Source organism: Vallicoccus soli, assembly GCF_003594885.1.
GTDB classification, from domain to species: domain Bacteria; phylum Actinomycetota; class Actinomycetes; order Motilibacterales; family Motilibacteraceae; genus Vallicoccus; species Vallicoccus soli.
This window is the reverse complement of sequence record NZ_QZEZ01000004.1, coordinates 210,928-235,618: the sequence shown is the minus strand read 5'-3', so window position 1 is coordinate 235,618 and position 24,691 is coordinate 210,928. Positions and strand designations below refer to the sequence as shown.

At 77.1% G+C, this 24,691-nt stretch carries 26 protein-coding genes; 7 read left to right on the top strand and 19 right to left on the bottom strand.

Annotated elements, in window-relative coordinates:
• Positions 1–78 precede the first annotated feature (78 nt).
• Entirely contained in the window at positions 79–936 is an 858-nt protein-coding gene (locus D5H78_RS10970; protein WP_218566499.1) for a helix-turn-helix domain-containing protein, read from the top strand.
• Positions 933–1,367 (top strand): VOC family protein, encoded by a 435-nt coding sequence (locus D5H78_RS10965; protein ID WP_119950490.1) that lies wholly within the window; start codon positions 933–935, stop codon positions 1,365–1,367. The genes D5H78_RS10970 and D5H78_RS10965 overlap by 4 nt, the downstream gene beginning before the upstream one ends.
• Here D5H78_RS10965 and D5H78_RS10960 read toward each other — a convergent pair.
• A complete protein-coding gene (locus D5H78_RS10960) occupies positions 1,352–1,939 on the bottom strand; it encodes a TetR/AcrR family transcriptional regulator (protein WP_119950489.1) in 588 nt (195 codons plus the stop codon). The two genes, D5H78_RS10965 and D5H78_RS10960, sit on opposite strands and share 16 nt — an antisense overlap.
• Complete coding sequence (locus D5H78_RS10955) at positions 1,936–2,742, bottom strand: sugar phosphate isomerase/epimerase family protein (protein ID WP_119950488.1); 807 nt, start codon at positions 2,740–2,742, stop codon at positions 1,936–1,938. Before D5H78_RS10955 ends, D5H78_RS10960 begins: the two co-directional genes overlap by 4 nt.
• A gap of 61 nt (positions 2,743–2,803) precedes the next feature.
• Here D5H78_RS10955 and D5H78_RS10950 point away from each other — a divergent pair, with 61 nt between their 5' ends.
• Positions 2,804–3,532: a DUF3109 family protein gene (locus D5H78_RS10950; protein WP_119950487.1), complete on the top strand. Its 729-nt coding sequence runs from the start codon at positions 2,804–2,806 to the stop codon at positions 3,530–3,532.
• Between the two features lie 9 nt (positions 3,533–3,541).
• Here D5H78_RS10950 and D5H78_RS10945 read toward each other — a convergent pair whose 3' ends face one another.
• The 7 genes from D5H78_RS10945 to D5H78_RS10915 all read right to left on the bottom strand — a co-directional run bounded on the left by D5H78_RS10945 (position 3,542) and on the right by D5H78_RS10915 (position 10,503).
• Positions 3,542–4,432 carry an A/G-specific adenine glycosylase gene (locus D5H78_RS10945; protein ID WP_177891217.1) on the bottom strand — a complete coding sequence of 297 codons (891 nt, stop codon included), beginning with the start codon at positions 4,430–4,432 and terminating at the stop codon, positions 3,542–3,544.
• A 2-nt stretch (positions 4,433–4,434) separates the two neighbouring features.
• Positions 4,435–5,532 carry a DNA integrity scanning diadenylate cyclase DisA gene (gene disA, locus D5H78_RS10940; RefSeq protein ID WP_119950486.1) on the bottom strand — a complete coding sequence of 366 codons (1,098 nt, stop codon included), beginning with the start codon at positions 5,530–5,532 and terminating at the stop codon, positions 4,435–4,437.
• Positions 5,533–5,652: 120 nt separating this feature from the next.
• Complete coding sequence (radA, locus tag D5H78_RS10935; RefSeq protein WP_119950485.1) at positions 5,653–7,080, bottom strand: DNA repair protein RadA; 1,428 nt, start codon at positions 7,078–7,080, stop codon at positions 5,653–5,655.
• A 118-nt stretch (positions 7,081–7,198) separates the two neighbouring features.
• Positions 7,199–7,702, bottom strand: a complete 504-nt coding sequence (locus D5H78_RS10930; RefSeq protein ID WP_177891215.1) for a DUF4190 domain-containing protein — start codon at positions 7,700–7,702, stop codon at positions 7,199–7,201.
• Between the two features lie 107 nt (positions 7,703–7,809).
• Positions 7,810–8,625 (bottom strand): YsnF/AvaK domain-containing protein, encoded by an 816-nt coding sequence (locus tag D5H78_RS10925; protein ID WP_119950484.1) that lies wholly within the window; start codon positions 8,623–8,625, stop codon positions 7,810–7,812.
• 125 nt (positions 8,626–8,750) lie between these two features.
• Complete coding sequence (locus tag D5H78_RS10920) at positions 8,751–9,503, bottom strand: MIP/aquaporin family protein (protein WP_119950483.1); 753 nt, start codon at positions 9,501–9,503, stop codon at positions 8,751–8,753.
• Positions 9,504–9,648: 145 nt separating this feature from the next.
• Positions 9,649–10,503 (bottom strand): TetR/AcrR family transcriptional regulator, encoded by an 855-nt coding sequence (locus D5H78_RS10915; protein WP_119950482.1) that lies wholly within the window; start codon positions 10,501–10,503, stop codon positions 9,649–9,651.
• Positions 10,504–10,613: 110 nt separating this feature from the next.
• Between D5H78_RS10915 and D5H78_RS10910 the strand changes: the two genes are divergently transcribed.
• Positions 10,614–11,168 carry a GNAT family N-acetyltransferase gene (locus tag D5H78_RS10910; protein WP_218566498.1) on the top strand — a complete coding sequence of 185 codons (555 nt, stop codon included), beginning with the start codon at positions 10,614–10,616 and terminating at the stop codon, positions 11,166–11,168.
• Positions 11,169–11,178: 10 nt separating this feature from the next.
• On the opposite strand, the gene D5H78_RS10905 is transcribed toward D5H78_RS10910, so the two are convergent.
• From D5H78_RS10905 to D5H78_RS10875, 9 genes are all read right to left on the bottom strand, one after another.
• On the bottom strand, positions 11,179–11,811 hold the full coding sequence (locus tag D5H78_RS10905; RefSeq protein ID WP_218566497.1) for a DinB family protein: 633 nt from the start codon (positions 11,809–11,811) through the stop codon (positions 11,179–11,181).
• Between the two features lie 262 nt (positions 11,812–12,073).
• The gene (locus D5H78_RS10900) at positions 12,074–14,578 is read right to left on the bottom strand and encodes an ATP-dependent Clp protease ATP-binding subunit (protein WP_119950481.1); all 2,505 of its coding nucleotides are present in this window, start codon (positions 14,576–14,578) and stop codon (positions 12,074–12,076) included.
• A 477-nt stretch (positions 14,579–15,055) separates the two neighbouring features.
• Positions 15,056–15,427, bottom strand: a complete 372-nt coding sequence (locus D5H78_RS10895; protein WP_119950480.1) for a histone-like nucleoid-structuring protein Lsr2 — start codon at positions 15,425–15,427, stop codon at positions 15,056–15,058.
• Between the two features lie 99 nt (positions 15,428–15,526).
• Positions 15,527–15,658, bottom strand: coding sequence for a hypothetical protein (locus D5H78_RS20295; RefSeq protein WP_281268687.1), 132 nt, complete (start codon positions 15,656–15,658; stop codon positions 15,527–15,529).
• 33 nt (positions 15,659–15,691) lie between these two features.
• Complete coding sequence (gene lysX, locus D5H78_RS10890; protein ID WP_119950479.1) at positions 15,692–17,218, bottom strand: bifunctional lysylphosphatidylglycerol synthetase/lysine--tRNA ligase LysX; 1,527 nt, start codon at positions 17,216–17,218, stop codon at positions 15,692–15,694.
• Between the two features lie 10 nt (positions 17,219–17,228).
• The gene (locus tag D5H78_RS10885; RefSeq protein ID WP_119950478.1) at positions 17,229–18,035 is read right to left on the bottom strand and encodes a type III pantothenate kinase; all 807 of its coding nucleotides are present in this window, start codon (positions 18,033–18,035) and stop codon (positions 17,229–17,231) included.
• A gap of 2 nt (positions 18,036–18,037) precedes the next feature.
• Positions 18,038–18,916, bottom strand: a complete 879-nt coding sequence (gene nadC, locus D5H78_RS19330) for a carboxylating nicotinate-nucleotide diphosphorylase (protein ID WP_165865704.1) — start codon at positions 18,914–18,916, stop codon at positions 18,038–18,040.
• Positions 18,913–20,598: an L-aspartate oxidase gene (locus tag D5H78_RS10880; RefSeq protein WP_165865703.1), complete on the bottom strand. Its 1,686-nt coding sequence runs from the start codon at positions 20,596–20,598 to the stop codon at positions 18,913–18,915. Before D5H78_RS10880 ends, nadC begins: the two co-directional genes overlap by 4 nt.
• The gene (locus D5H78_RS10875) at positions 20,595–21,488 is read right to left on the bottom strand and encodes a Rossmann-like and DUF2520 domain-containing protein (protein WP_119950477.1); all 894 of its coding nucleotides are present in this window, start codon (positions 21,486–21,488) and stop codon (positions 20,595–20,597) included. The genes D5H78_RS10880 and D5H78_RS10875 overlap by 4 nt, the downstream gene beginning before the upstream one ends.
• A gap of 137 nt (positions 21,489–21,625) precedes the next feature.
• Here D5H78_RS10875 and D5H78_RS10870 point away from each other — a divergent pair, with 137 nt between their 5' ends.
• Together D5H78_RS10870 and D5H78_RS10865 are read left to right on the top strand one after the other, a co-directional pair.
• Positions 21,626–21,841, top strand: coding sequence for a hypothetical protein (locus tag D5H78_RS10870; protein ID WP_119950476.1), 216 nt, complete (start codon positions 21,626–21,628; stop codon positions 21,839–21,841).
• A gap of 23 nt (positions 21,842–21,864) precedes the next feature.
• Positions 21,865–22,797 (top strand): SAM-dependent methyltransferase, encoded by a 933-nt coding sequence (locus D5H78_RS10865; protein ID WP_218566496.1) that lies wholly within the window; start codon positions 21,865–21,867, stop codon positions 22,795–22,797.
• Positions 22,798–22,837: 40 nt separating this feature from the next.
• Here D5H78_RS10865 and D5H78_RS10860 read toward each other — a convergent pair whose 3' ends face one another.
• On the bottom strand, positions 22,838–23,908 hold the full coding sequence (locus D5H78_RS10860; protein WP_119950474.1) for an alanine racemase: 1,071 nt from the start codon (positions 23,906–23,908) through the stop codon (positions 22,838–22,840).
• A 154-nt stretch (positions 23,909–24,062) separates the two neighbouring features.
• On the opposite strand from D5H78_RS10860, the gene D5H78_RS10855 reads away from it, so the two are divergent.
• A complete protein-coding gene (locus D5H78_RS10855) occupies positions 24,063–24,632 on the top strand; it encodes a hypothetical protein (RefSeq protein WP_119950473.1) in 570 nt (189 codons plus the stop codon).
• The last annotated feature ends 59 nt before the right edge of the window (positions 24,633–24,691 follow it).

Here is a 24,691-nt window from a genome sequence, read left to right as displayed (position 1 = left end):
AATGTGCGCCCTCACCCGCCCGGCGTCAACCCCCGGCGAGGGGTTACGCCCGCGCCGCCGCCGCAGCACGATGGGCCCGTGGAGCCGGTGAGCGAGCTGGTGCGCTGGCGCCCGCCGGCGCCGCTGCGGCACCTGGCAGGTGCGGCGAGCGGGTGGCGGGAGGCGGGCGGCGGGCCCGGGCGCCACCGCGGGCTGCCGAGCCCCGCCCTCACGGTGATCCTCACCCTCGACGAGCCGCTGCACCTCGCCGAGCACCCCGACCCGCGCGACCCGCCGGGGGCGTACGAGGGGCTCCTCGGCGGCCTGCACACGAGGCCCGCGCTGGTCGTGCACGACGGGCGCCAGTCCGGCGTGCAGCTCGAGCTCGACCCGCTGGGCGCCCGGGCGGTGCTCGGGCTGCCGGCGGGCGCGCTGGCCGGGCGCGACGTGCACGCCGAGGACGTCCTCGGCCCGCGCGCCCGCCGGCTGCGCGAGCGGCTGGGCGAGGCGCCCGACTGGCCGGCGCGGTTCGCCGTGCTCCAGCGGTGGCTCGCCGCGGCGCCGCCCGCGGAGCCGTCCCCGGAGGTGCGCCGCGCCTGGGCGCTGCTGCGCCGCAGCGGCGGCCGCACGAGCGTGGCGGCGCTGTGCGCGGACGTCGGCTGGGGCGAGCGGCACCTGCGCGCGCGCTTCCGCGCCGAGGTCGGGCTGTCCCCCAAGCAGGCGGGCCGCGTCGTCCGGTTCGACCGGGCCCGCCGGCTGCTCCAGCGCCCCGGGGCGGGCAGCGTGGCGGAGGTCGCCGCGCGGTGCGGGTACGCCGACCAGGCCCACCTCGCCCGCGACTTCCGCGAGCTCGCCGGCGCCCCGCCCACCCGCTGGCTCGCCGACGAGCGCGCCGGCGGCGCGCTCCGGTCCGTCCAAGACGCGGCCGGTGCCGGTGCGCCAGGCTCGACGGCATGAGCGATGCGCACCCGTCCCCCGGCGTCTGGCCCGCCCTGCGCGCCCAGGACGCCCCCGGCATGATCCGCTTCCTCGTCGGCCTCGGCTTCGAGGAGACCGCGCGCCACGGCGAGGGCGGGCGCGTCGACCACGCGCAGCTCGACTGGCCCGAGGGTGGCGGGGTGATGCTCGGCTCGGTGCGCGAGGACCCCGACGACGCGTGGCCCGCGCCGCCCGGGTCGGCGGCCGTGTACGTCGTCACCGCCGACCCCGACGCCGTCGCCGAGCGCGCCCGCGGGCTCGGCGCGGCGGTCCGCGGGCCCGTGGAGCAGGACTACGGCAGCCGTGAGGTCGCGGTCCGCGACCCGGAGGGCGGGCTGTGGTCGTTCGGGACGTACGCGGGCGAGCCGCGCCGGCCGGCGACGTCAGGGCCGGCTCAGGGCGACAGGTAGCGCTGCACCGTCGGCGCGACGAGCGCGACCACCTCGTCGTCGGAGGCGGAGGCGAGCGGCTCGACCCGGACGACGTACCGCAGGAGGGCGAGCCCGACGAGCTGGGCCGCCGCCGCCTCGACGCGCAGCTCGCGGTCCGGCAGGTCGAGGGTGGCCGCGATGCGCGCCAGCAGCGCGCGGGTGACGAACTGGCGCAGCAGCAGGGCGCCCGCCTCGGAGGTCGTCGCCGAGCGCAGCAGCGCGAGGAACGGCGTGCGCGAGCGGGGGTCGCCCCAGACGGAGAGCATGAAGCGCACGAGCCGCTCCCCGAGCCCGTCGTGCGGTCCCGCGACCAGCGCCGGCACGGCCGTGGCGGGGTCGACGGGCAGCTCCATCGCGGCGAGGAACACCTGCTCCTTGCCGCCGTCGAAGTAGTGGTGCACCAGCGACGGGTCCACCCCGGCCGCGCGGGCGATGCCGCGCACCGAGGCGCGGTCGTAGCCGTGGGCGGCGAACTCCTGGCGCGCGGCGGCGAGGATCGCGCCGCGGGTGTCGACCCCGCCCGCGCGCCGGCCCCGGCGCACCCCCGTCACGGGGTGCCCGCGGCCGCCAGGTGCAGCCGCGCGTACGCCAGCGCCTCGGCCAGGTCCACCTCGCGCTGCTCGCGCGCCGCGCGCCGGGTCGACACCTCCATGACCACCGAACCGGTGAACCCGCGCAGGGCGAGCTGCTCCAGCACCTCCGCGCAGGGCTGCGTGCCGCGCCCGGGCACGAGGTGCTCGTCGCGGTTCGACCCCGACCCGTCGGCCATGTGCACGTGCCCGAGCCGGTCGCCCATCCGGTCGAGCATGTCGAGCGCGTCGCTGCCGCTGACGCTCGTGTGGGACAGGTCGAGGGTGAAGCTCGCGTAGTCGTCGTCCGTGGGGTCCCACCCCGGCAGGTACGCGCGCACCTCCCGCTGCCCGGCGCGCCAGGGGAACATGTTCTCCACCGCGAAGAGCACGTCGGTCTCGTCGCGCATGCGGTGGATGCCGGCTATGAACTCCCGGGCGTACTCGCGCTGCCAGCGGAACGGCGGGTGCACCACCACCGTGCGCGCCCCGAGCGCCTCGGCCGCCTCGCGCGAGCGCTGCAGCTTGGTCCAGGGGTCGGCGGTCCAGACCCGCTGGGTGATGAGCAGGCACGGGCTGTGGATGGCCAGCACCGGGAGCTGGTAGTGGTCGGACAGGGCGCGCAGCGCGTCCACGTCCTGGCTCACCGGGTCCGTCCAGACCATGACCTCGACGCCGTCGTACCCGAGCCGCGCCGCGAGCTCGAACGCGGCCGTGCACGACTCGGGGTAGCAGCTCGCCGTGGACAGCGCGACGCTCGGGCGCGGGTCCGCGGTCGACGCCATGGTGCCCAGCGTAGGTGGCGCGACCGCGGCGAGCGCCACGGCCGGTACGTAGGGTGGTGCGGTGCCCGAGGTCCTGCTCGACTTCCCCCGCGCCTGGGTCGAGCTCGTCGACCCGGCGGACCCCGACCAGGTCTTCCGCTGCGACCTCACCTGGCTGACCTCGCGCTGGACGTGCGTCTTCGGCCGCGGCTGCCGCGGGATCTACGCCGACGCGCCCGACGCGGGGTGCTGCACGCTCGGCGCGCACTTCGCCGACGCCGACGACGAGGCGCGGGTGCGCGCCGCCGCCGCCGACCTGACCCCCGCGACGTGGCAGCACCACCGCAGGCGGTGGGTCGCCCGCGAGCCCGACGGCGCGCGCAAGACGGCGGTCGTCGACGGCGCCTGCGTCTTCCTCAACCGGCCGGGGTTCGCCGGCGGCGAGGGCTGCGCGCTGCACGCCCTCGCCCTGCGCCAGGGGCGGCACTACCTCGAGACCAAGCCCGACGTCTGCTGGCAGCTGCCGCTGCGCCGCGCGTACCGGACCGTCGAGCGGCCCGACGACACGTCGTACCTCGAGGTCACCATCGGCGAGTACGACCGCCGCGGCTGGGGACCGGGCGGGCACGACCTCGACTGGTACTGCTCGTCGAACACCGAGGCGCACGTCGGGCTCGAGCCGGTCTACGTCGCCAACGCCGCCGAGCTGCGCGCCCTCATGGGCGACCCCGCGTACGAGGCGCTCGCCGCCCTCTGCGAGGCCCGGCTCGCCGCCCCGGTGCCGGTGGCGCCGCACCCGGCCGACGGCTGAGCGGCGCGCTCAGCGTCGCGGCGCGCCGGGCAGGGCGTACGCCCCGCCCTCCAGCGGCTCGACCAGCCCGTCCGCGACGAGGCCGTCGAGGGCCCGGGCGCGCTGCAGCGGGTCGCGCGGCCACACCGCGTCGAGGGCGGCCCGGGGCACCGGCCCCTCGGCCTCGCGGAGCACGCCGAGCAGCAGGCCGCGGACCTGGCGGTCGGTGCCGGCGTACGCCTGCCCCCGGCGCGGCGGGCCGTCGTAGGCGGGGCGCCCCGCGAGCTGCCAGGCGCAGAGCGCGCGGACGGGGCAGTCGGCGCAGCGCGGCGCGCGCGCCGTGCAGACCAGCGCGCCCAGCTCCATGACCGCGACCGCCCAGCGGGCCGCCTGCCCGGCGTCGTCGGGCACCAGCGCCTCGGCGACGCGCAGCTCGGCGGCGGTCTGCGCCGGCGCCGGGTGCTCCGCCCCGGTGACGGCCCGGGCCTGGACCCGGCGCACGTTGGTGTCGACGACCGCGTGGCGCCCGCTGAAGGCGAAGGAGGCGACCGCCGCCGCGGTGTACGCGCCGACGCCCGGCAGGGCCCGCAGGTCGTCGTACGCCGCCGGGACCTCCCCGCCGTGCCGCTCGACGACCGCCACGGCCGCGGCGTGCAGGCGCAGCGCGCGGCGCGGGTAGCCCAGCCGACCCCAGGCGCGCACCGCCTCGCCGGGCGCCTCGGCCGCGAGGGCCGCGGGCGTCGGCCAGCGCGCCGCCCACTCCCGCCACACGGGCAGGACCCGCGCGACGGGCGTCTGCTGGAGCATCGCCTCGCTGACGAGCACGCCCCAGGGGGTGCGGTCGGGGGCGCGCCAGGGCAGGTCGCGGGCGCAGCGGTCGTACCAGGCCAGGACCGGCGCGTGCAGCGGCGAGGCGGGCACGCTCAGACGTAGCGCTCGAGGATCGAGGACTCCGCGAGGCGGGACAGGCCCTCGCGCACCGTGCGCGCCCGGGACTCGCCGACGCCGTCGACGGCCTGCAGGTCGTCGATGCCGGCGGCGAGCAGCTTCTGCAGGCTGCCGAAGTGCTCGACGAGGCCGTCCACGACGCTCGCCGGCAGGCGCGGCACCTTCGCGAGCAGCCGGTAGCCGCGCGGGCTCACCGCGGCGTCCAGGCCGTCGCCCGCCGTCGTCCAGCCCAGGGCCCGGGCCACCGCCGACAGGTCGATGAGGTCGCCCGCGGAGAGGGCGTCGAGCTCGCCGAGGACCTCGGGGACGTCGCGCTGGCGGCGGCCCCCGCTCGGCAGGTAGTCGCGCGCCACCAGCTCGCGGTCGGGCCCGACCCCGGCGATGAGCTCGTCGAGCTGCAGCGCGAGCAGGCGCCCGTCGGTGCCGAGCTCGACGACGTAGCCCTCGATCTCGTCGGCGATCCGGCGCACCATCTCCAGCCGCTGGGCGACCACGGCGACGTCGCGCACCGTCACGAGGTCCTCGATCTCCAGCGCGCTGAGCGTGCCGGCGACCTCGTCGAGGCGCAGCTTGTAGCGCTCGAGCGTCGCGAGCGCCTGGTTGGCGCGGGACAGGATCTGGGTGGACTGCTCGAGGACGTAGCGCCGCCCGCCCACGTAGAGCGCGACGATCTGCATCGACTGGCTCACCGAGATCACCGGGTAGCCCGTCTGTCGGGCGACCCGCTCGGCGGTGCGGTGCCGGGTGCCGGACTCGTCGGTGGGGATCGAGGGGTCGGGCACCATCTGCACGGCGGCGCGCAGGATCTTGGTGACCTCGGCGTCGCAGACGATCGCGCCGTCCATCTTCGCGAGCTCGCGCAGGCGGGTCGCCGAGAACTCGACGTCGAGGACGAAGCCCCCGGTGCACAGGGACTCGACGGTGCGGTCGGAGCCGAGCACCACGAGGGCCCCGGTGCGCCCGCGCAGGATGCGCTCGAGCGCGTCGCGCAGCGGCGTGCCGGGGGCGACGCGGGCCAGGGTCTGGCGCAGCAGCTCCTCGGCCGACGCGGACGTGCGGTCGACGGCTGACATCGGCAGTGCCCTGCTCCCTGCTGTGCTCGGCGCGGTCTCGTCGCGTCTCGCGGCGATCCTAGACGGCGCCCGGGGCGCCGGCGCCCGCCCGGCGGCCCGGACGGGGCACCCGGGGCCCGATCACGCCGGCCCGCGGGCCCGCCGGTCGGTGCGCAGCCGCGTGACGTTCGGCCCGAGGTCCTGCGCCCGGGCCAGGGCCTCGGCGAGGTCGGGCACCTCGACGACCTGCATGCCCGCGGGCGGCGCGCCGCTGCCGGGGGGCACGAGGGCGCGCGCGTAGCCCAGCCGCTGCGCCTCGAGCAGCCGGCGCCCGACGGCCGTCACCCGGCGCACCTCGCCGGCGAGGCCGACCTCGCCGATCGCGACGAGGTCGCCGGGCACCGGGCGCTCGCTCACCGAGGAGGCCACGGCGAGCGCCACCGCGAGGTCCACCGACGGCTCGGACAGGCGCACGCCGCCCACGGTCGCGGCGTACACGTCGCTCTGCAGCACCGGTACCCGCCCGCGCTTCTGCAGCACGGCGAGCACCATCGCGACCCGCTGCGCGTCGAGCCCGGAGACCGCGCGGCGCGGGCTCCCCGGTGGCGCCGGCGAGACGAGCGCCTGCACCTCGGCGAGCATGGGCCGCTTGCCCTCGACCGTCACGGTGACGCAGGTGCCCGCCGCGGGGTCCGCGTGGCGGGAGGTGAACAGCCCGCTGGGGTCGGGCAGCTCGACGATCCCCTCGTCGGACAGGTCGAAGCAGCCGACCTCGTCGCTCGGGCCGTACCGGTTCTTGACCCCGCGCACGAGCCGCAGCCGGGAGTGCCGGTCGCCCTCGACGTGCAGCACGACGTCGACGAGGTGCTCGAGCACGCGCGGCCCGGCGATGGACCCGTCCTTCGTCACGTGCCCCACCAGCAGGACCGCGGTGCCCGACTCCTTGGCGACCCGGATGAGCGCGGCGGCCACCTCGCGGACCTGCGTCACGCCGCCGGCCGCGCCGTCGACCTCGGCCGAGGCCAGGGTCTGCACCGAGTCCGCCACGAGCAGCGACGGGCGGACCTGCGCGACGTGCCCGAGGACGGCGCCGAGGTCGGTCTCGGCGGCGAGGAGCAGGCGCTGCTCCAGGGCGCCGATGCGCCCGGCGCGCAGGCGCACCTGCGACGCGGACTCCTCGCCCGTCACGTAGAGGACGTCCTCGCCCCGGGCCGCCGTGCGCGCCGCGACGTCGAGCAGCAGCGTCGACTTGCCGACGCCGGGCTCGCCCGCGATGAGCACGACGGCGCCGGGGACGAGCCCGCCGCCGAGGACGCGGTCGAGCTCGCCCACCCCCGTGGGGCGGGCTCGCGCCGCCTCGACGTCGATCTCCGGGATGGGCCGGGCCGGCGTGGAGACCGTGGCGGGCGCGGTGGTGCGCACCCGCACGGCGCCGACCTCCTCGACCGTGCCCCACGCCTGGCACTCCCCGCACCGGCCGACCCACTTCTGGGTCGTCCACCCGCACTCGCCGCAGCGGTAGCCCGGGGGCGCCGCGCGGGGGCCGGTCCTCGAGGTCCTCGTCGCCATGGGTCAGGACCGTAGGCGCCGGCACCGACAGGTTCCGTCCGGCGCGCGGGCGGTGCCCCGTGCGCGGACGAGGGCCCCCACCCGGCGCGCGGGTGGGGGCCCTCGGGGGCGGGTCCGGTCAGGGGGTGACGGACTCCGGCACCTCGACGTCCTGCGGCAGGTCGTCGCGCAGGTCCTCGATGCGCTGCTCGAGGCGGTCCACGGCGCCCTCGTCGTTGAGGAACGTGGTGACGCCGGCGGCGAGCACGGCGGCCAGGAGCACCGCGAGGATGCTCAGCACGAGACCGCCGATGGCCACGCCCTTGCCGGTGACGCCGACCCGCCCGGCCATCTTCATGCCGACGATGCCGAGCACGATGCCGATGATGCCGAGCACGAGGCCGAGCGGACTGAGGATGACGGTGAGCACCGACAGCAGCGCCGCGAGGCCGAACACGAGGGCGAAGACCGCCGCCGCGCTCGTCTTGGCCGGCTTGTGCGACTCCCGGTGCTCGACGCCGCCGCTGCGCCGCGCGTCGCGGTCGTCGTGGTGCACCTCGAGGCGGTCCGGCGCCGCGCCGGTGCCGGTGGTGCCGGGGGCGCCGGTGCGCCCGAGCGCGTGGGCGCCGTCGTTGCTGGCCATGGTGGGTCCTTCGCTGGTCTGTGGGGTGGCGCCGGGCCGCCGCGGTGCGGCGGCCCGGCGCAGGTCCTGCCGGTGCGCGCGGGGCCGGTCGACGACCGGCCGGCCGCTCAGCGGCCGGTGCGGTCGCTCGTGGTGCCCGTCTCGTCGACGAGCTCGACCTGCTCCTTGCGGGCGGTCGCCTCGACCGTCTCCTGCTCGGTGACGACGTCCTTGTCCAGGCGCACGCGCTCGACCGGGACGGTCTCCTTGGCGACCACCGGGCGCTCGCTGGTGAGCGTGACCTCGTGCTCCTCCTCGGACAGCTCCGGGCCGGAGTACGCCGCGCTGCGGTTGGCGTCGGTGATCGGCTCGCGCTCCACGTGCACCGTCTCGGTGCGCACCGGCACCGTGCGGGTGACGTCCTCGGACACGATGTACTTGCGCAGGCGCGCCGTACCGGTCTGCACCCGCTCGGTGCCGACGTGGACCCGCTCCTCCGAGCGCGTCATCGCGTCGTCCGTCGTCGGGCCGGACGTGTCGTGCCCGACGGTGCCCGTCGTGCCGGTCGTCGTGCCGGTGGTCGTGCCGGTGGTCGTGCCGGCGGCCAGGCCGCTGTCGCTGGTGCTCTCGCTGTACGACAGGCCGTAGTAGCGGTAGAGCTCGGCCTCCTCGGCCTCGGACAGGTGCCCCGCCTCGGCGTCGACCTGCGGGGCGCCCTTGACGGTGTCCTTGTCGTACGGCAGGCGCAGCGCGTCGCCGTCGACGGTGGCCTCGGCCAGCGGGACGAAGCTCTCCTTGGTGCCGAAGAGCCCGGTGTTGACGGTGGCCCACTCCGGCTGGCCGGTCTGGTCGTCGAGGAAGACCTGCCCGACCTTGCCGATCTTGCCGTCCTGGCCGTGGGCCTGGCCGCCGATGAGGGTCTTGACCTGGTCGATGCTGAGCATGCTGCCTCCTGGTGGGCGCGCACGGTGGCGCGCTGCGTGTCGTGGGGGGTGGGCTGCGCGGGTGCCGGGGGCCCCTCCGCGCCTGACCCCAGCCTCCCCGGGTCGTTTACGGCGTAAACCCCGGCTCAGGCCGGCGGCTCGGCGCGGGCGAGCACGCGGTCGTACAGCAGGGCGGCGAGCACCCCGCCGGCGACGGGGCCCAGGACGTACACCCACAGGTGGGCCAGCTCGCCGGCCACCAGGGCGGGCCCGAGCGAGCGCGCCGGGTTGACCGCGCCGCCGGTCAGCGGTGCGGCGACGAGGATCGCGGCGGCGAGGGCGAACCCCACGGCGGCCGGCGCCGCGGCGCTGTGCACGCGCTCGTCCGTGGCGACGGACACGACGACGAGGACCAGCACGAAGGTGACGAGCGCCTCGACGAGGACCGCGCGCCCGCCGGGGACGGTGTCGCCGACGGTGGTCACGGCGAGCTGGGCCTCCTCGCGGGCGGCCCCGCCGAGCGTCGCCCAGGTGGCCAGGGCACCGAGCACGGCGCCGAGGACCTGGGCCGCGAGGTACACCGGCACCTGGCGCCACGGGAAGCGGCCGGTCGCGGCGAGCCCGAGGGTGATCGCCGGGTTGAGGTGGCAGCCGGAGACGTGCCCGAGCGCGGCGACCAGCGCCACCAGCACCAGGCCGAACGCCAGGGCGACCGTGAGGACCTCGTACCCGCCGCCCACGGCGACGCCGAGGCGCCCGTGGCACGCGGTGGCGGTGCCGACGAAGACGAGCACGGCCGTGCCCACGAGCTCCGCGGTGCCGGTGCGGGCGGCGGACGCGGAAAGGTCACTGCCGTAGAGGCCCCTGCCGGGTGCAGGGGGGACCGCGGTGCTGCTCACGCGGGGCACCGACGGGGAGCCGGGGTCGGGGCGGGCACGGGGACCTCCTGGTGCCGCGGTCGCGGCGGGTCACGGGACGGGGCGCCCGGATCGGGCGACCACCGGGTCCCCGCCGGGTTTACGGCGTAAACCGGGCGGGGGCCCGTCACCGTCCGTGCTCGGGCGGCAGCAGCCGCTCGAGGCGCTCCAGCAGGTTCTCCAGGGACTCCTCGAACTCCACCGCCGAGGCGTCCTCGGACAGCTGCGGGCGCAGCCGCCGGAGCTCGGGGTACGCCGAGAGGTCGGTCGACGCGGGCGGGCCCTGCTGGTCCTCCAGCGGCCCCGTCGGCACGCCGCGCTGGGAGACCTCCAGGAGCAGGTGCCCCAGCAGGAAGCTCGAGAAGGCGCGGTACGCCCCCACCGCCGCCTCGTCGTCGAACCCGCTGCGCGTCATCGCCTGCAGGAACGACTCGACCCACCGCAGGCTGCGCAGGGGCGGGCGCACCCACGGCGCCGCCGGGGGGCGGGTCGCGACCAGCGGGAAGACCTCCGGGTGGGCGAGCGCGATGCGGCGCAGCCCGTGCGCGAGGCGCGCCAGGTAGTCCTGCCAGCCGTCGCGCGGCTCCAGGTAGACGTCCGGGTCGCCGTACAGCTCGTCGACGACCACCTCGACGACGCCGTCGAGCAGGCTCTCGCGCCCGGGGACGTACCGGTAGAGCGCCATCGCCTCGACGCCGAGGTGCGCGCCGAGGCTGCGCATCGTCAGCTCGCGCAGCCCCCCCTGGTCGATGAGCTCCACGGCGGCGCCGAGGATCCGCCGCTGGTCCAGCCCCGGCCGGCCGGTGCCGGGGGGCCCGGCGGGCAGGACGGCGGCCGCGCCGCCGCGCCCCTCGGGACTGTCGGGGTCCACCGCGCCCTCGTCGGCGCGCTGCGCAGCGCGCGACGCGGCCGGGGCAGCGCCGTCCCGGTCGTCCCGGTCGGCCCGGTCGGCCCGGTCGGCCCGGTCCCGCGTCGCGCCCATCCGCGCCTCCTCGCTCGCCCTGGCCCAGCCTGCCCCACGGGCACCTGCGTCGCACCGGCCGGGCCCGTCGGCTGGCACGCCCCGGTGCGCCGCTGGCAGCATCACGGCACGTGGACGACGCGCTGCGGACCGCCCGGCTTCTCCTGCGACCCTGGCGCGAGGAGGACCGGGCCCCGTTCGCCGCGCTCAACGCCGACGCGGAGGTCGTGCGGCACCTCCCCGGCGCGCTCGACCGCGCCGCCAGCGACGCCCTGCTCGACCGGCTCGAGGCGCAGCGCCGCCGGCTCGGGTACGGCCTCTGGGCCGTCGAGGTGCCCGGGGTCGCCGGCTGCATCGGCTTCGTGGGGCTCAAGCCGCTGCCCTTCGACGAGCCCCCCGCACCCGCCGTCGAGGTCGGCTGGCGCCTGGCCCGCGAGCACTGGGGCCGCGGCTACGCGACCGAGGGCGCCCGGGCCGCGCTCGCCCACGGCTTCGGCGCGCTGGGCCTCGAGGAGGTGGTGTCGATGACCGTCCCGGCGAACACCCGCTCGCGGGCGGTGATGGAGCGCCTCGGCATGCACCGCGACCCGGGCGACGACTTCGAGCACCCCGGGCTTCCCGTGGGGCACCCGCTGCGCCCGCACGTGCTCTACCGGCTCCGCCGCGAGGAGCACGCCACCGGTTGACGGGCTCCGCTCAGACCCGCCCGCCCGCTCGGCGCGCGGCGTCGCGGGCGACGGCCTCCAGCCGGTCCCGGTACGCCGCCCGCCGCCCCGGGTCCTCCTCGGCCAGGCTCGACGTGCCGGGCAGCAGCCCCGCCGCGCCGTCGAGCCCCTCGCGGAGCACGTCGGCCTGCCCCGCGTGGCGCTGGGTGTCGGTGAGCACGCGCACGAGCAGGTGGTGCACCGTCGCCCGGCGCCGACCCGGCGGCCACCACGGCACCTCGCCCACCGCGCCCGGCGGCAGCGCCGCGACCGTCGCCTCCGCGTGCTCCTGCGCCCGCCGGTAGAGGTCGAGCACCGCCTCGCGCGGCTCGTCCGCCCGCGCCCACAGGTCGGCGTCGTCGGCCCGCGGCGGCCAGGGCAGGTCCGGGAACGGGCGCCCGAGCGCACCGCCGAGGTACCCCGCCTCGACGTGCGCGAGGTGCTTGACCAGGCCCAGCAGGTTCGTGCCCGTCGGGGTCAGCGGCCGGCGCACGTCGAGCTCCGCGAGCCCCTCGAGCTTCCACACCAGCGCCGCGCGCCCGTCGCGCAGGTACGCCAGCAGGTCGCCCCGCCCGTCGTCCTGCAGGCCCCCGTGCGCGTCCCCGCCGCCGTCGTCGCCCGTCACGCGCCCACCCTGCCACCGCCCGTACCACCTGAGGGGCACCCCGAGGCGCGCGCTCGAGGGGCACCCCCAGGCGCGCCCGCTGAGGGGCACCCCCAGGCCGCCGGACAAGGCGTACGGGTGCCCCACGAGGCGTGCAGGCCTCGCGAGGCACCCGTACGGGTGCCCCAGGTGGTCAACGCGGGACCGCGGCCGCCCCACGGACGCCGCAGGGCCCGGCCGCGCGTGCGGCCGGGCCCTGACGGGTCGTGCGGGTGGTGCTAGCTCACTCCTGCCCGCCTGCGGCGGTCTCCACCGGGGGGGCGTCGGGGAGCTGGGAGCGGAACTGGCCGGTGAAGGTGAACTTCGCCTCGTCGCCCTCGCCCTCGGCGTCGACCAGGACGATCTCGCCCGGCTTCAGCTCGCCGAAGAGGATGCGCTCGGAGAGCGTGTCCTCGATCTCGCGCTGAATGGTCCGGCGCAGCGGCCGGGCGCCCAGCACGGGGTCGTAGCCCTTCTTCGCCAGCAGCTCCTTGGCCGCCGTCGTGAGCTCCATCCCCATGTCCTTGTCGCGCAGGCGCTTGTCCAGCGACGCGGTCATGAGGTCGACGATCCGGATGATCTCCGCCGGCGTGAGCTGGTGGAAGACCACGATGTCGTCGATGCGGTTGAGGAACTCGGGCCGGAAGTGCTGCTTGAGCTCGTCCTGGACCTTGGCCTTCATCCGCTCGTAGCCGGTCTTCGTGTCGTCCGCCGCGGCGAAGCCGAGGTTGAAGCCCTTGGAGATGTCCCGGGTGCCGAGGTTCGTCGTCATGATGATGACGGTGTTCTTGAAGTCGACGACGCGGCCCTGGGAGTCGGTCAGGCGACCGTCCTCGAGGATCTGCAGCAGCGAGTTGAAGATGTCCGGGTGGGCCTTCTCGACCTCGTCGAAGAGGACCACGGAGAACGGCTTGCGGCGCACCTTCTCGGTGAGCTGGCCGCCCTCCTCGTAGCCGACGTAGCCGGGGGGCGAGCCGAAGAGCCGCGAGACGGTGTGCTTCTCGCTGAACTCCGACATGTCGAGCGCGATGAGCGCGTCCTCGTCGCCGAAGAGGAACTCCGCCAGCGTCTTGGACAGCTCGGTCTTCCCGACGCCGGAGGGGCCGGCGAAGATGAACGAGCCGCCGGGGCGCTTGGGGTCCTTCAGCCCGGCGCGGGTGCGCCGGATCGCCTGGGACAGCGCCGTGATGGCCTGCTCCTGGCCGATGACCCGCTTGTGGAGCTCGCCCTCCATCTTGAGCAGGCGCTGCGACTCCTCCTCGGTCAGCTTGAAGACCGGGATGCCGGTGGCGGTGGCGAGGACCTCGGCGATGAGCTCGTCGTCGACCTCGGCCACGACGTCCATGTCGCCGGCCTTCCACTCCTTCTCGCGCTGCGCCTTCTCCGCGAGCAGGGTCTTCTCGCGGTCGCGCAGCGACGCGGCCTTCTCGAAGTCCTGGGAGTCGATGGCCGACTCCTTCTCGCGGCGGACGCCGGCGATGCGCTCGTCGAACTCGCGCAGGTCCGGCGGCGCGGTCATGCGGCGGATGCGCATGCGCGAGCCGGCCTCGTCGATGAGGTCGATCGCCTTGTCCGGCAGGAACCGGTCGCTGATGTAGCGGTCGGCGAGGGTGGCCGCCTGCACCAGCGCGGAGTCCGTGATCGAGACGCGGTGGTGCGCCTCGTAGCGGTCGCGCAGGCCCTTGAGGATCTCGATGGTGTGCGCCAGCGAGGGCTCCTGGACCTGGATCGGCTGGAAGCGGCGCTCGAGCGCGGCGTCCTTCTCCAGGTGCTTGCGGTACTCGTCGAGCGTCGTCGCGCCGATGGTCTGCAGCTCGCCGCGGGCGAGCATCGGCTTGAGGATCGAGGCGGCGTCGATCGCGCCCTCGGCGGCGCCCGCGCCGACGAGCGTGTGGAGCTCGTCGATGAACAGGATGATGTCGCCGCGGGTGCGGATCTCCTTGAGGACCTTCTTCAGCCGCTCCTCGAAGTCGCCGCGGTAGCGGCTGCCGGCGACGAGCGCGCCGAGGTCGAGCGTGTAGAGCTGCTTGTCCTTGAGGGTCTCGGGCACCTCGCCCTTGACGATGGCCTGCGACAGGCCCTCGACGACGGCGGTCTTGCCGACGCCGGGCTCGCCGATGAGGACCGGGTTGTTCTTGGTGCGGCGGGACAGCACCTGCATGACCCGCTCGATCTCCTTCTCGCGCCCGATGACCGGGTCGAGCTTGCCCTCGCGGGCGGCCTGCGTGAGGTTGCGCCCGAACTGGTCGAGGACGAGGGAGGTCGACGGCGTGCCCTCGGCGGGGCCGCCGGCGGTCGCCGTCTCCTTGCCCTGGTAGCCGGAGAGCAGCTGGATGACCTGCTGGCGCACCCGGTTGAGGTCGGCGCCGAGCTTGACGAGGACCTGGGCCGCGACGCCCTCGCCCTCGCGGATGAGCCCGAGCAGGATGTGCTCGGTCCCGATGTAGTTGTGCCCGAGCTGCAGGGCCTCGCGCAGGGAGAGCTCGAGGACCTTCTTGGCGCGCGGGGTGAAGGGGATGTGGCCGCTGGGCGCCTGCTGGCCCTGGCCGATGATCTCCTCGACCTGGGAGCGGACCGCCTCCAGGGAGATGCCGAGGCTCTCGAGCGCCTTCGCGGCGACGCCCTCGCCCTCGTGGATGAGGCCGAGCAGGATGTGCTCGGTCCCGATGTAGTTGTGGTTGAGCATCCTGGCCTCCTCCTGGGCCAGGACGACAACGCGGCGGGCGCGGTCGGTGAACCTCTCGAACATCAGCTTCGCTCCTCACAGAGCGGTCGGGCAGGGGGGACGGGCGTCTCCCCCGGTCCTTCCGCATGCTAGCCCCGCTGGCGGGGCCGTCTCACGTCGGCGGCCGGACGGGCCGGGCCTCCTGGGACCCACCTCCCGCGCCCCGGCGGGGCACCTGGCACGAGGTGGCACCTGGTGGAACCGGATCCTCCTCCCCCCTTGTTCCACGTCCCTCGGCAGATCGGGGCCGGGACCGTACGCCCTGGGCGAACCCGGTCCGGGCGGGACGGCGCGCGGCCTCCCCCCGCCGGCCCCGCGCCGGCCCCCGGGGGCCGCCGCCGGCCCCCTACGGGCCCCTGCGCTGCGGGTCCCCGGCGCGGCGGCCCGCAGGCGGCGCTCGCGTCACGATCTGGTCACGGTACGTCGACGGACCCGCCCCCGTCAGGGGGACGGGCCCGTCGGGGCCGTCGGTGGTGGGGACGGCCGGGGCTCGCGGCGGGCTCAGCCCGCGTGGGCCGCCTCGTACGCCTCGCGCACCGCGCTCGGGATGCGCCCGCGCTCGCTGACCTCGTGGCCGTTCTCGCGCGCCCACTCGCGGATGGCCGCGGTGTCGCCGGAGCGGGCGGCGCCGCCGCCCGAGGAGGGAGCGCCGCCGCCGGAGGAGGAGCGCCGCTGGCGCGCCCCGCCGCCGGTGCGCCCGCCGATGCGCCGGGCCGAGCCGACGTAGAGCGAGAGGGCCTCGCGCAGCTTCTCGGCGTTGGCGGTCGACAGGTCGATCTCGTACGAGACCCCGTCGAGCGCGAAGCTCACGGTCTCGTCGGCGTCGCCGCCGTCCAGGTCGTCCTCGAGGATGACCTGCACCTTCTGCGCCATGGGTGACCTTCCCGTCCCTGTGCGTCGTGGAAATGCGGTGCCCCGTTGCACGCAGGAAGGTAACGCATTCACGGGAAAAGCGCGAAGGCGGTTGCGGCGCTAACGGTCCTCGTCGTCGCGCCGGCCCTTCCGGCGGTTCCCGTCGGTGGCCCGGAAGGCGGTCACGGCGATGGCGATGAAGATGGCGGTGAGCACCACCGTCGGAATGAGCGCCTCGACGGCTTCCCACACGTCAGGTCATCTCCTCGTCACGAATGGCGCCGGTCATTCCGGGCGCACCAGGGGGAACAGGACGGTGTCGCGGATGTTCCGGCCGGTGAGGAGCATGAGCAGCCGGTCGATGCCCATGCCCTGCCCGCCGGCCGGCGGCATGCCGTACTCCAGGGCGCGCAGGAAGTCCTCGTCGAGCTGCATCGCCTCGGGGTCGCCGCCGGCGGCCAGCAGCGACTGCGCGGTGAGCCGGGCGCGCTGCTCGACCGGGTCGGTGAGCTCGGAGTACGCCGTGCCGATCTCGGTGCCGAAGGCGACGAGGTCCCACCGCTCGGCCAGGCGCGGCTCGCTGCGGTGCTGCCGGGTGAGCGGCGACACCTCGGTCGGGAAGTCGCGGTAGAACGTCGGCTCGCGGGTGGTGTCCTCGAGCAGGTGCTCGTAGAGCTCGAGCACGACCTGCCCGCGCCCCCAGCCCGGGTCGAGCCCGATCCCGAGTCGCTCGGCGTGCCGGCGCAGCTCCTCGACCGGGGTGCCCGGGCCGACCTCCTCGCCCAGGGCCCGCGACAGGCCCTCGTCGACCCCGACGACGGGCCAGTCCCCGCCGATGTCGAGCTCGGTCGTCGTCCCGTCCTCCGCGGTGTGGCGCACCACCGTGTCGCCGTGCACCGCGACGCACGCCTCCTGCACGAGCTCCTGGGTCAGGCGGCGCATCGTGTCGTAGTCGCCGTAGGACTCGTACATCTCGAGCATCGTGAACTCGGGGTTGTGCGTCGAGTCCGCGCCCTCGTTGCGGAAGTTCCGGTTGATCTCGAAGACCTTCTCCACCCCGCCGACGAGCAGCCGCTTGAGGTAGAGCTCCGGCGCGATGCGCAGGTAGAGGTCCATGTCGTAGGCGTTGATGTGGGTCCGGAACGGGCGCGCGTTGGCGCCGCCGTGCACCGCCTGCAGCATCGGCGTCTCGACCTCGACGAAGCCCCGCCGCTGCAGCGACTCCCGGACGCTGCGCACCGCCGCCGAGCGCGCGTGCAGCATCGAGCGCGCCTCGGGCCGGACGATGAGGTCGACGTAGCGCTGGCGCACGCGCGCCTCCGGGTCGCGCAGCCCCTTGGACTTCTCCGGCAGGGGGCGCAGGCACTTCGCGGTGATGGCGAAGGAGTCGGCCATGACCGAAAGCTCGCCGCGGCGCGAGGTGACGACCTCGCCGGTCACGCCGACCTGGTCGCCGAGGTCGACGTCGCGCTTCCAGGCCGCCAGCCGCTCCTCCCCGAGCCGGTCGAGGCTGAGCATCACCTGCAGGTCCCCGGTGCCGTCGCGCAGGGTGGCGAAGCAGAGCTTGCCGCCGATGCGGTTGAGCACGACGCGCCCCGTGACGCCGGCGACCCCGCCGGTGGCGGTGTCGGGCGCGAGGTCGGGGTGCGCGGCGCGCAGGTCGGCGACGGTCGTCGTGCGCGGGTAGCCCAGCGGGTAGGGGTCGACGCCCTCGGCGCGCAGCCGCTCGAGCTTGTCCCGGCGGACCCGGACCTGCTCCGGGAGGTCGTCGTGCGGGTCGTCCGTGCCGGGGCGGGGCTGCGCGTCGCTCACGCGGAGCAGGCTACGGGAGCGCGGCGGACCCCCCGCCGGCCGCGCTGCGCTCGAAGACCAGGCGCAGGCCCCGCAGCGTGAGCCACGGGTCGTGCACGTCGAAGACCGAGACCTCCTCGACGACCAGCGGCGCGAGCCCGCCCGTCGCGACGACCGTGACGTCGGCCGGGTCGGCGGCGAGCTCGGCCACCATCCGCGACACGACCCCGTCGACCTGCCCGGCGAAGCCGTAGAGGATGCCGGACTGCAGCGCCTCGACGGTGTTCTTGCCGATGACCGAGCGGGGCCGCGCGATCTCGACCGTGCGCAGCTGCGCGCCCCGCAGGCCGAGCGCCTCGACCGACACCTCGATGCCCGGCGCGATCGCCCCGCCGAGGTACTCCCCCCGGGCCGACACCGCGTCGAAGGTCGTCGCCGTGCCGAAGTCGACGACGAGGGCCGGGCCGCCGTACAGCTCGACCGCGGCGAGCGCGTTGACCACGCGGTCGGTGCCGACCTCGTACGGGTTGTCGGTGAGGACCGGCACCCCCACCGGCAGGCCCGGCTCGACGACGACCGCCGGGACGTCGCCGTAGTAGCGCCGGCACATCGTGCGCAGCTCGTGCAGGACGGCCGGGACCGTGGAGCACAGGCTGATGCCCGAGACGTCGGCGCCGCCGCGGGCGGGGTACTGCGCGAGGAGGCTGCGCAGCACGACCGCGAGCTCGTCGGCGGTGCGCCGCGCGTCGGTGGCCACCCGCCAGTGCTCGACGACCTCCTCGCCCTCGAACAGCCCGAGCACCGTGTGGGTGTTGCCCACGTCGATCGTCAGCAGCATCGTCAGGAACCCTCGCGCAGGTCGAGGCCGATGTCGAGAACCGGCGCCGAGTGCGTCAGCGCCCCCACCGCGAGGTGGTCCACGCCCGTCGCGGCCACCTCGCGCGCGGTCGCGAGGGTGAGCCCGCCGCTGGCCTCCAGGCGCGCGCGCCCCGCCACCGCGGCGACGGCGCGACGCAGCTCAGGCACCGGCATGTTGTCCAGCAGCACGAGGTCCGCGCCCGCCTCGACCGCAGCGACCGCGTCCTGCACGGTGTCCGCCTCGACCTCGACCGGCACGTCGGGGAAGGCCTCGCGCACGAGGCGGAAGGCGCGCGCGACGCCGCCGGCGGCCACGACGTGGTTGTCCTTGACCATCGCCGCGTCGGACAGCGACATCCGGTGGTTGGTGCCGCCGCCGCAGCGCACGGCGTACTTCTCCAGGGCGCGCAGCCCCGGCGTGGTCTTGCGGGTGTCGCGGACAGTGGCGCCAGTGCCCTCCACCGCGTCGACCCAGGCGCGGGTCAGGGTCGCGACGCCGCTGAGCCGGCCGAGCAGGTTGAGCGCCGTGCGCTCGGCGGTGAGCAGGGCGCGGGCCGGGCCGTCGGCCACGAGGACGACGTCGCCCGGGCCGACCCGCGCGCCGTCGGGCCGCCGCACCTCCAGCGCCAGCGCGCCGCCCGCGACGTGCTCGAGGACCGCCGCCGCCACCGGGACGCCGGCGACGACGCCCGCCGCGCGCGCCGTGAACTCCCCGTGGGCCCGCAGGTCCTCCGGCACCGTCGCGGTGCTCGTCACGTCGACACCACCGTCGAGGTCCTCCTCCACCGCGCGCCGCACCAGGTCGAGGACCCGGTCCGGGTCCAGCCCGGCGGTCGCGAGGAGCGTGCGGGCGTCGGTCATGCGGGTCCCCCGGGGCGGTGCGTGGAGCCGGTGAGGCCGGGCCCGTCGGTGACGGGGGCCGGTGCGAAGGCGGTGACGGCCTCGCCGTCGACGAGGCGGGTCACGAGGTGCCCCGCCCACCGCTCGTCGTCGCGGGCGGGGTGGTCCTCGCGCCAGTGCGCGCCACGGGTCTCCTCGCGCTGCGCGGCGGCGGAGACGAGGGCGGTCGACACCGTGAGGAGGTTGGTCGCCTCCCACGCCTCGGTGCAGGGCCCGGCGGCCGGCAGGAGCGCGAGGGCGTCGAGGGCGGTACGGGCCCGGGCCAGGCCCTCCGCCGAGCGCAGCACGCCCGCCCCGGCGGTCATCGCCTGCTGCAGCGCTGCCCGTGCACCCGGCTGGACCAGCCCGGACGGGCGCCGGTCCTCGACCGGCTCGCCCTGCGGCGGCAGGCCGGCGGCGAGGTCGTCGCCGATGCGGTGCGCGAACACGAGGCCCTCGAGCAGGCTGTTGGACGCGAGCCGGTTCGCCCCGTGCACGCCCGTGCACGCCACCTCGCCGCAGGCCCACAGCCCCGGCACGTCGGTGCGGCCCCGCAGGTCGGTGCGCACCCCGCCGCTCGCGTAGTGGCAGGCGGGCGACACCGGGACGAGGTCGTGCACCGGGTCGACCCCGTGCTCGCGGCAGGACGCGAGGATCGTCGGGAAGCGCTTGCGCCAGGTGTCCTCGCCGAACGCCCGCCCGTCGAGCCAGACGTGGTCGGTGCCGTGCTCGCGCATCGCCCGCACGATCGCCTTCGCGACCACGTCGCGCGGCGCGAGGTCCTCGAGCGGGTGCACGCCCGCCATGAGCCGGCGGCCGGCGGGGTCGAGCAGGACGGCGCCCTCCCCCCGTACGGCCTCGGACACCAGCGGCTGCTGGCCGCGGGACGTCCCGCCCAGCCACAGGACCGTCGGGTGGAACTGCACGAACTCCAGGTCGGCGACGGCGGCGCCGGCGCGCAGGGCGACGGCGACCCCGTCGCCGGTCGAGACCGACGGGTTGGTGGTGGAGGCGTACACCTGGCCGAGGCCCCCGGTGGAGAGCACCACGGCGCGGGCGAGGATCGCGCCGACCCCGTCGCGGCGGCCCTCGCCGATGACGTGCAGCGTCGTCCCGCAGACCCGCCCGGCCGCGTCGAGGAGCAGGTCGAGCACGAGCGCGTGCTCCATGACCTCCACGCCCGGGTCGCGCCGCACGGCCGCGATGAGCGCGCGCTCGATCTCCAGCCCGGTGGCGTCGCCCCCGGCGTGGGCGATGCGGTCGCGGTGGTGCCCGCCCTCGCGGGTCAGGGCGATGCCGCCGCCGGGCGCCCGGTCGAAGCGGGCCCCCAGCGCCACGAGGTCGCGCACCCGGCCCGGGCCCTCGGTCACGAGCGCGCGCACGGCCGCCTCGTCGCAGACCCCGACGCCGGCCACGAGCGTGTCGCGCAGGTGCTCCTCGGGGCTGTCCTCGGGGTCGAGCGCCGCGGCGATCCCGCCCTGCGCCCACCGCGTCGAGCCCGCGTCGAGGTAGGTCTTGGTCACCAGCGCGACGGTCAGCCCCGCCGCGCGGGCCCGCAGCGCCGCCGTCAGGCCGGCGATCCCGGAGCCGACCACGACGACGTCGTACGCCGCGCGCCAGCCCGCGTCCGGGGCGCGCAGGCGCCCCGGGAGCGCACCGCTCACGCCCGGCCCCCGCCGGCGAGCACGTCGAGCAGGGCCTCCGCGTCGCCGGGGCGCAGGCGGCCCGCGCCCAGCGCCCGGACCGCGGTGAGGCGCGCCATGGCGGCGTACGAGGCGACGCTCTGCGGCGAGACGCGGGCCAGCCGCTCGACGTGCGCGGCCACCGTGCCGGCGTCGCCGCGGGCGGCCGGGCCGCCGAGCGCGGCGTCGCCCGAGCGCAGCGCGCCGTCGAGCGCGGCGCCGAGGAGCGGGCCGAGCATGCGACCCGGCTCGGTGACGCCGGAGCGGCGCAGCAGGTCCATGCTCTCGGCGACGAGGGCCACCAGGTGGTCGGCGCCGTGCGACAGGGCGGCGTGGTAGAGCGGGCGCTGCTCCTCCTCGACCCACTGCGGCTCGCCGCCCATCTCCACGACGAGCGCCTCGGCGACGGGGCGCAGCGGCTCGGGCGCGGTGATGCCGAACGAGCAGCCGGCCAGGCGCGCGACGTCGGTCGGCGTGCCCGTGAAGGCCATGACGGGGTGCAGGGCGAGGGGCAGCGCGCCCGCGGCGGTCGCCGGGTCGAGGACGGCGGCGCCGTAGCGCCCGCTGGTGTGCGCGACGAGCTGGCCGCGGCGCACCGCCCCGGTCGCGGCGAGGCCCGCGACGAGCCCGGGCAGCGCCTCCTCCGGCACGGCCAGCAGCACCAGCTCGGCCGCGGCGACGACCTCGTCGACCGGGAGCAGCGGCACGTCCGGCAGCAGCCGCTCGGCCCGCCGGCGCGAGGCGTCGGACACCCCGCTCGCCGCGACCACCCGGTGCCCGGCCGTGGTCAGGGCCGCCCCGAGGGCCGTGCCGACCCGGCCCGCGCCGACGACGCCGACGGCGAGGCGGCCGGGCCGCTGCGTCGTGTCCACCGTCCGCCCCCGAGCTCCGCGACCGCGCCCGCGGGAGGCGGGCGACCGGCGGTCAGCGTACGACCGGGGCGGCGGGGCCGCCGCCCGCACCTCGCGCCCGGGGGTGGGGACCGCGCCGCGGGGGTAGGCGGGGGCGCGTGAGCGAGCAGACCCCCGAGGACCTCCGCCGGGCCCAGCAGCCGGTGGGCGCGACGACGCCGGGCTACCAGCCGGAGCAGGAGGACGGCCCGCGCGACCCGGACCGGCCGGACCACTACACCGGCACGCCCTCGTTCGGCGTCGACGACCCGGAGCGGGTCGACGCGGAGGTCCAGGCGGGCGGGTCCCCGACGGCCACCGACGCGCGGGACTGACGCGCGGGACTAGCGTCGCCCCGGTGCGGCGCACCGGCTGGCGGGAGGCGACCGCCCGCGCGCTGTACGGCCCGGGCGGCTTCTACCGCTCCCCCGAGGGCCCGGCCGCGCACTTCCGCACCTCCGTGCACGCCTCCCCGCTCTTCGGGCGGGCCCTCGCCGGGCTCGCCCGCGCGCACGGCCTGCGCGGCGTCGTCGACGTCGGAGCCGGCCGCGGGGAGCTGCTGCGCGTGCTCGCGGCCGCGGACCCCGGGCTCCACCTGCTCGGCGTGGACGTCGTCCCCCGGCCGGCCGGCGTGCCCGGCGCCTGGTCGGACGCGCTGCCCGAGCGGCTCGCCGGGGTCCTCGTCGTCGCCAACGAGTGGCTCGACGACGTCCCGTGCGAGGTCGTCGAGGCCCGCGGCGGGCGCTGGCACCTCGTGCTCGTCGGCGAGGACGGCACGGAGGAGCTCGCGGGGCCGGTCGGCGGGGCGGACGCCGCGTGGCTCGCGCGCTGGTGGCCGCCCGGGCCCGACGGCGGGCGCGCGGAGGTCGGCCGCACCCGCGACGAGGCCTGGGCGGACCTCGTCCGCAGGCTCGACGGCTCGGTCGCCGTCGCGGTCGACTACGCCCACGGGCCGGCGGAGCGCGCCGCGCTCCCCCGCGGCACCCTCGCCGGCTGGCGCGGCGGGCGCCAGGTGCCGCCCGTGCCGGACGGCAGCTGCGACGTCACCGCGCACGTCGCCCTCGACGCCGTCGCCGCCGCCGGCGAGGCGGCCGGGGCGCGGACGCTGCGGCGCGTGACCCAGCGCGAGGCGCTGCGGGGGCTCGGCGTGCGCGGGGACCGGCCCGAACCGGGGCTCGCCCGCACCGACCCCCTCGCGTACGTCCGCGCCCTCGCCGCCGCCTCCGAGGCGGCCGAGCTCACCGACCCCGCCGGCCTCGGCGGCTTCGGCTGGCTCGAGCAGGCCCGCTGACCCCCCACCCCCTGCGGCGATCGTGCGCGGGTGGCGGAGGTCAGGTGTTCGCACCCCGGGCGTCGACCCGCCAGCGGTCCACGACCGCGTCCCCGCGCACCGCGACGAGCTCGTCCGCGAGGTTCACCGCGGTGCAGACGTGGTTCGGCGCCACCCGCAGCCGCGCGCCGAGGGCGGGCACCGCGGCGCCCTCCGGCAGGGCGACGGTCGCGTGGTGCTCGGACAGGGCGGTCACCCGCGCGCCCGGCACCGCGGGCAGGCGCCCCCAGCCGGTGGTCCAGGCCGGCCGGTCGGCGCCGAGGACCTTGCTGCCGGCGTCGAGGACCACGGTGCCCGGGCGCCGGCTCACCACCATCGCGAGCACGGTCAGCGCGAGGTCGCCGGCCCCGCAGGTGCCCAGCTCGAGCTGCTGGGCGTCGTTGAGCGCGTACACCCCCGGGCGCAGCTCCGTCGCCGGTCCCCCCTGCGTCGACCCGAGCGTCGGGGTCGAGCCGCCGCTCACCACGTCGACCTCGTGACCCGCCGCGCGCACGGCCGCCGCCGCCGCGGCGAGCGCCGCGGCCTCCTGACCGGCGACGGGCGACGCCAGGCCCGGGCCGTACGCGTGCCCCGGGAACGTGAACACGCCGCGCACCCGGAGCCCGGCGCGGGCCGCCGCCGTGGCGACGGCGCCGGCCTCCTCGGGCCGTACGCCCGTGCGGTGGTGCCCGCTGTCGACCTCGACGAGCACCTCGGCCGCACCGCCCGCGTGGCGCGCCAGCGCCGCGGCGCCCTCGGCCGAGTCGACGCCGACGCGCAGCGCCGTCCGCTCGGCGAGGGCGCGCAGGCGCCGGCCCCGGTCCGCGTCGACCCACAGCGGGTACGCGACGAAGAGGTCCGTCGCGCCGCCCGCGGCGAAGGCCTCCGCCTCCGCGGTCGTCGCGACCGTGAGGCCCACGGCGCCGGCCGCGAGCTGGCGCCGCGCGACCTGCACGCACTTGTGCGTCTTGGCGTGCGGGCGCAGCACCACGCCGAGGCGCGCGGCGAGGTCGGCCGCGCGGCGCAGGTTGGCGTCGAGGACGTCGACGTCGAGCAGCGGGCAGGGCGTGCGCAGGGCGTCGAGGTCGCTCACGCCGCGACCCTGCCACGCCCCCGCCGCCGATCATGCGGCTCCCCGGCCGCGACCACGCGCCTCCCCGGCGCCGATCATGCGCCTCCCCGGCGCTGATCATGCAGCCCTCCGGCCGCGATCATGCGGCTCTCGGCGGTGCGGCAGGATCGGGTGCGTGCCCGAGCCGTCGCCGACCCGCCGCGCCGCCGCGCGCGACCGGGTCGTGCTGCTCGCGGCGCTGTGGGTGCTCGACCAGCGTCGCGCGCCGCAGGTCGTGGACGCCGCGGTGGAGGCGCTGCTCGCCGGCTGGGACGGCGAGGCGGTCGCGGCCCTGGCGGCGCTGACCCGCGCCGAGGCGCGTACCCGCCTGCGACGACGGCTGCCCGGCGCGCTCGCCGAGCTCGGCGCCGAGCTGCCGTCGGGGCGCGAGGAAGCGGTGTCCCGCGCCACGTGGCTCCTGGCGCACGAGGTCGTGCCCGACGCCGACCCCGACCCCGTGCCGGAGGTCCGCTGGCGGGTCGTCGACGCCGCGCTCACCGGACTCGTCGACCCCGTGGACGTGCTGGAGGTCGACCTCGAGCCGGGCGGCGAGCCGGGACCCGGCCTGGGGCCCGAGGAGGAGCCGCGGCTGCGCGTACGGCTGCGCACCCGGCGCGGGACGTTCTCCGCGCCGCTGCTGCGCGGAGACCCGCCCGCGGCCGCCGTCGAGCTGGCCGACCGGCTGCGGACCTGGCTCGCCGGCTGACGCAGCGCGCGCCGTGGACCTGCGTCGTCGGCGCCGGGCCGCTGCACGACCCCGGCCTG

Bases quoted from the DNA above. Each gene is read 5' to 3' on its own strand.
- D5H78_RS10915 (WP_119950482.1), bottom strand. From the start codon at position 10,503: ATGGGCGCGACGCGGGACCGGGCCGACCGGGCCGACCGGGCCGACCGG.
- D5H78_RS10895 (WP_119950480.1), bottom strand. From the start codon at position 15,427: ATGGCGCAGAAGGTGCAGGTCATCCTCGAGGACGACCTGGACGGCGGC.
- disA (WP_119950486.1), bottom strand. From the start codon at position 5,532: ATGTCAGCCGTCGACCGCACGTCCGCGTCGGCCGAGGAGCTGCTGCGC.
- D5H78_RS10885 (WP_119950478.1), bottom strand. From the start codon at position 18,035: ATGCTGCTGACGATCGACGTGGGCAACACCCACACGGTGCTCGGGCTG.
- D5H78_RS10900 (WP_119950481.1), bottom strand. From the start codon at position 14,578: ATGTTCGAGAGGTTCACCGACCGCGCCCGCCGCGTTGTCGTCCTGGCC.
- D5H78_RS10925 (WP_119950484.1), bottom strand. From the start codon at position 8,625: ATGCTCAGCATCGACCAGGTCAAGACCCTCATCGGCGGCCAGGCCCAC.
- radA (WP_119950485.1), bottom strand. From the start codon at position 7,080: ATGGCGACGAGGACCTCGAGGACCGGCCCCCGCGCGGCGCCCCCGGGC.
- D5H78_RS10965 (WP_119950490.1), top strand. From the start codon at position 933: ATGAGCGATGCGCACCCGTCCCCCGGCGTCTGGCCCGCCCTGCGCGCC.
- D5H78_RS10930 (WP_177891215.1), bottom strand. From the start codon at position 7,702: ATGGCCAGCAACGACGGCGCCCACGCGCTCGGGCGCACCGGCGCCCCC.
- D5H78_RS10955 (WP_119950488.1), bottom strand. From the start codon at position 2,742: ATGGCGTCGACCGCGGACCCGCGCCCGAGCGTCGCGCTGTCCACGGCG.
- nadC (WP_165865704.1), bottom strand. From the start codon at position 18,916: ATGACCGACGCCCGCACGCTCCTCGCGACCGCCGGGCTGGACCCGGAC.